The sequence below is a fragment of the Candidatus Proelusimicrobium excrementi genome, from assembly GCF_937881865.1.
Lineage (GTDB): Bacteria > Elusimicrobiota > Elusimicrobia > Elusimicrobiales > Elusimicrobiaceae > Proelusimicrobium > Proelusimicrobium excrementi.
On the sequence record NZ_CALGEO010000088.1, the window covers coordinates 1 to 3707 of the forward strand.

The 3707-nt window shown below is 44.6% G+C and carries 3 protein-coding genes; all 3 read right to left on the reverse strand.

Annotated features, from left to right (window positions below; translation table 11 throughout):
- The coding region (locus tag ACQY26_RS04055) for an AsmA family protein (protein ID WP_428047834.1) at positions 1–1676 on the reverse strand (1676 nt) is incomplete at its 3' end.
- The gene (locus ACQY26_RS04060; protein ID WP_428047835.1) at positions 1660–1980 is read right to left on the reverse strand and encodes a YkvA family protein; all 321 of its coding nucleotides are present in this window, start codon (positions 1978–1980) and stop codon (positions 1660–1662) included. The genes ACQY26_RS04060 and ACQY26_RS04055, both read right to left, overlap by 17 nt.
- Positions 1981–1994: 14 nt before the next feature.
- A partial coding sequence (locus tag ACQY26_RS04065; protein ID WP_428047836.1) for a Na/Pi cotransporter family protein occupies positions 1995–3707 on the reverse strand: 1713 nt, incomplete at its 5' end.

Genomic DNA, 3707 nt, shown 5'->3' on the forward strand with positions numbered 1-3707 from the left:
AATATAACTTTCAGGAAAACGGAACTGTTGATAATTTTATCCAAATCCCGTATTTCTCCGTCTGAGGCGGAAAAGGACATCGTCCCGGAAGCTTTGGCCATTGTCAAATCAAGATTTTTTATATTCGCCTTAAAAGTAAGATTATCCGTTGAAAACACATTGTTTTCCACCCTTTTGATAATCACGTCGGCTTTTATATCCATAGGGTCCATTTTCAAATCGGAAGAAGAAGTTTGCGCTTCGGCTTTATCGGCGGAAGCCTGAGGCTTTTCCTCTTCGGAGGAAGCCATAAGCTTGTTAAAATCTATATCGTCAAGAGTGAATTTATCCATATTGAACATAAAATCCACGGCCATTTTATTTTTATTGGAATAAGCCAATGACGTTTTAAAATCGGAATTGTCAAAAACGCCCGTAATGACATTGGTTTTTACGTCGTTTATTGAATTTATCGTAACCGTGCCGTTGAGAGCGGAAAGTATTTTGCCCATTACGGACGCGCCCAAATCCTTAAAAACTATTGAGCCTTTTACCGAAGGCGCGGGAGAAGCCGACGCCGTCTTTATATTGCCGGTAATAAGGCCTTTTAATTTAAATTCCGCAAGCATATCCTTGGCGATATCAGAAACATCGGAAAGATTTACGTTTATTTTCGTAGCCGCGGAGAAGCTCAGCTCCGGCTTGGAAAAATCCGCCGAAGCCGAAGTGTTTACATATGATTTACCCAAACCCACGTTAAATTTTGAAACTTCCGCTTTTGAAGCGTTTAAATCAGCCGCGGCTTCAGCCTCTATGTTGATTACTGGCAGGGAAAACGCCGGCATTTCAGCCGAAACGAACTCCGCCACCAATTTGGAGTCCACGCCTTTTATCGTACCTTTAAGGGAAGCTTTCGGCTGTTCAAAATTTTCCACGCCGCCGGCCATATCCACTTTAAAATGTTTATAAGCCACCGCAAAAGTTTTTACCTCGGCGGAAGCCTTGGACAAATCCATACCGGCTATATTTGCCGTCCCTTCGGAAGAAACGGTTACCGGGGAAAGTTTTATGTCGCCCGTATCTATTGTGGTGCTCAAAGAAAGCATAAAAGAGAACGGATTATTATAATCGAAATCTTTTATGGAAAAGTTTACGTCTTTTACGGAAAATTCCGTTCCGTTTTGCAAATCTTTATAAATAACGTCGGAATTCTTTATATAAATGTCTTTGGCGGTAAGGTCCATAGCCAAAGGCGCGGAAGCAATTTCTTCTTCCTGCGGTTCGGGCGAAACTTCCTCCGCGGAAGCCGGGATTAAAGAATCAAAGTTGAATTTGCCGTCTTTAAGTTTAACGACGTTGATTTTTACTCCGTCAAAGCCTATCGTTTTGATTTTAATCTGTTTTTTTAAAAGAGGAGCGAACTCCACCTTAACCACGGCCGTTTCCGCGGAAACAAAATCCCCTTCTTTAAAACCGCCCTCTTCGGAGAATTTAAAATCCTCCACCGTAACGCCTATAAGATTGAACGAAACGTCCTTAAAATCTATTTCGCGGTTATAATTCTGCGCCACGTATTCCTGCGCCATCGTTTTCAATTTGGAAAACGGAAACATTATCTTAAGCGTAATTAAAGCCCCCGCAACCAAAACAACAAAGACAGCCGCCAAAGCGGCCAATATTTTAATAAGTTTCTTCATTGTTTATTTTCCCCCTGTTACTATCCCTGAAAGCGCGGAACCTTTCTATGTCCGGCCTCATTTTATTTATCACAAAAACCAAAAAGAGCAAATCGTCGCTGAAGCCCAAAAAAGCTAAAAAAGCTTCCGGTATCATATCCAGCGGAATAACAAAATACGCCAAGAAAAGCGCACTCCAAATCAAACTGCGCCACGGAATGGGATAACGCCGCCTCAGCACCGCCCAGAACATCGCGGCCGCGTCTTTTATATCCCTGAACAAAACCGCGGGATTTACGGTAAAATCATTTCTTTTATCGGTCATAACAAATTCCGGGATTAATGTTTCCTGCCACCGTCTTTGGCGGGAACGGAAGCTTTAAAGTTCTTATCCCCGTTTTTATACATTTTTTCCCTTATGCCGGTAGTCGTTTCCACTACGTTAAGGGCGTAATCGCCGATTTTTTCAAAGCTGGTAAGTATATCAGTATAAAGCGTAACCGCAACCGGCGAAAGCTGCTGCTGAGTAAAATCGCGGGACGTCTTATCCTCCCTGAAAGCGTGGCGCATCTCGTTGAGTTCTCTTTCACGCTCCAAGGCCTGCTGCATGACGCGTTCCTTATTCATATTGTAATTTAATATGGTAACGCGGGTATCTTTAATAATCTTTTTCACTTTCAGGCCGATTGTTTCAAGCTTTTCATAGTCCTGATCCTCAAAAGCTTTAAGCTGGCGGGCTTTTTTCAGCAGGATGGCTATTTTATCGCCGTGATCGGCCATTTTTTCAAGATAGTTCGTAAGATCAAACATCATCATGGCGTCGGCGATCATATCGCGTGAAAGCTGGTCATGCGTAAGATTTTTAAGAAAATCGTTTATTTTATACTCCAAAACGTCGCTGGCCTTTTCCTTCGCGTGGACGTCCTCAACCGATCTTTCAAAAAGCTTTTCGGAGTCGGTTTTTATCGCATGCAAAGTTTTACTTATTATAGTTTCCACCAATCCGGCCATTCTGTCAACCTCGCGGCGGGCGGCTTCCAGGAAAAGTTCCGGCGTGGCAGCTATACCTGCTTTAAGATACACCAAATCGGTTTGGTCTTCCTCGCTGCGTTTTAAAGGCATAATGGCCATTATAAGCTTTTCAAACTGTTTGATGAAAATCAGCATCACGCAGGTGTTTATGATATTGAAAGTGGTATGGAAAGCCGCCAAGTGATAAGGTATGCTTACCAAAAGGACTTCCTGGCTTGTACCCTCGGTGGAACCCGGAATAATCCAGCCCACAAAATCCAAAAGCGGACGGAATAAAATTACGGCCCAAATCACGCCTAATACATTGAACATCATATGGCCCAAAGCGGCGCGTTTGGCGGCGCTCGGCGCACCTATCGCGGCGATATTGGCGGTAATGGTGGTGCCGATATTTTCCCCCAAAACCAAGGCGCACGCCGTAGGATAATCTATCAGGCCTTTGGCCGCGCAGGTAAGCGTTACGGCCATTACCGCGCTGGAAGACTGGAATAGAACCGTAAGGACGGTTCCCACGCCGATTACGCCCAGCAGGGACCAAATGGTATCGGGGCGGAATTTTGTAATCCACTCCATGACGGCGGAGGAAGTCTGTATATCAGGTATGCCGGATTTGATAAGAGAAAGCCCTAAAAACAAAAGGCCGAAACCAAGCATAGCCTCACCTACGCGGCGGATTATAGGCCATTTGTTTACGAACTGGGAGAAGAACCCCACGCCTATCATGGGCATGGCAAAAAGGGATATATCCACTTTAAAACCAAGCAAGCTGATAATCCAAGCCGTAGTAGTGGTGCCGATATTCGCGCCGAAGATTACGCCCAAGGACTGCGTCAAAGTCAAAAGCCCGGCGCTTGCAAAGCCCACAACCATTACCGTAGTAGCGGAAGAGGATTGTATAATTGAAGTCACCAAAACGCCGGAAAAAGTGGCAGTAAATCTGTTGCCGGTTGCCCCGGAAATTATCTTTCTAAGACGGTTGCCGGCGGCTTTCTGCAAGCCATCGCTCATCATTTTTATACC